The sequence below is a fragment of the Aminobacter sp. P4_D5 genome (assembly GCF_056401815.1).
Window position 1 is genome coordinate 1 of record NZ_JBFUIP010000474.1, and the last position, 927, is coordinate 927.

Annotated in this window: 1 protein-coding gene; it reads left to right on the forward strand. The window is 71.2% G+C overall.

The features are described 5' to 3' along the window. The coding region (locus AC1DWF_RS32855) for an efflux RND transporter permease subunit (protein ID WP_476842700.1) at positions 1-927 on the forward strand (927 nt) is incomplete at both ends.

The window sequence follows — 927 nt, forward strand, 5'->3', positions numbered from 1 at the left end:
CTCCAGGTCGAGCGGCAGGTCCGCATTCCGCAGCTGCGGGTGTTGCCGGACTACGCGCAGGCCTCGCTCTACGGCATCACGCCGGCGGCGCTGAACACGGCGCTGGAGGGCCTCTCCAACGGCCGCGTCGTCTCGCAGATCGTAGACGGTGTCAGGCGCTTCGACGTGGTGGTGCGCCTCGCCGACCGGGACCGCACCACCGAGGGTCTCGGCGACCTGCTGGTGGCAACGCCGGTTGGGCATATCCCCCTGCGTCTCATCGCCTCGGTCGAGGAGGTGGACGGCCCCAACCAAGTGCTGCGCGAGGGCGGCCAGCGCCGCATCGTCGTCTTCGGCAATACGGACGGCGTGCGTGACGGCGGCTCCATCGTGCGCGACCTGCAGGCGGTGCTCGCCCAGGCGCCCCTGCCGCCGGGCTATTCCGTGGTCATCGAGGGCCATGCCCAGGCGCAGCAGGAGGCGGCGCGGACCATCGGCCTGCTCTCGCTGGTCTCGCTGGCGATGGTCTTCGTGGTGCTCTTCTCGCGCTACCGCTCGGTCGCGCTGGCGCTGATCGTCATGGGCAATATCCCTCTGGCGCTGATGGGCAGCGTGGCGGCGCTGTGGCTCTTCGGCCTGCCGCTGTCGGTGGCCTCGATGGTGGGCTTCATCACGCTGGCCGGCATCAGCGCGCGCAATGGCATCCTGAAGGTGAGCCACACGCTCAACCTCGCGCTCTTCGGGGGCGAGCGCTGGGGCCGCCGCCTGATCCTGCGCGGCAGCGAGGAGCGCGTGGCGCCGGTGCTGATGACGGCGCTCTCCGCCGGCCTCGCGCTGACGCCGCTGCTCTTCGGCGCCGGCGAGCCGGGGCGGGAGATCCTGCATCCGGTGGCGGTGACGATCTTCGGCGGGCTGATCAGCGCGACGGTCCTGGATGCGGTGCTCACC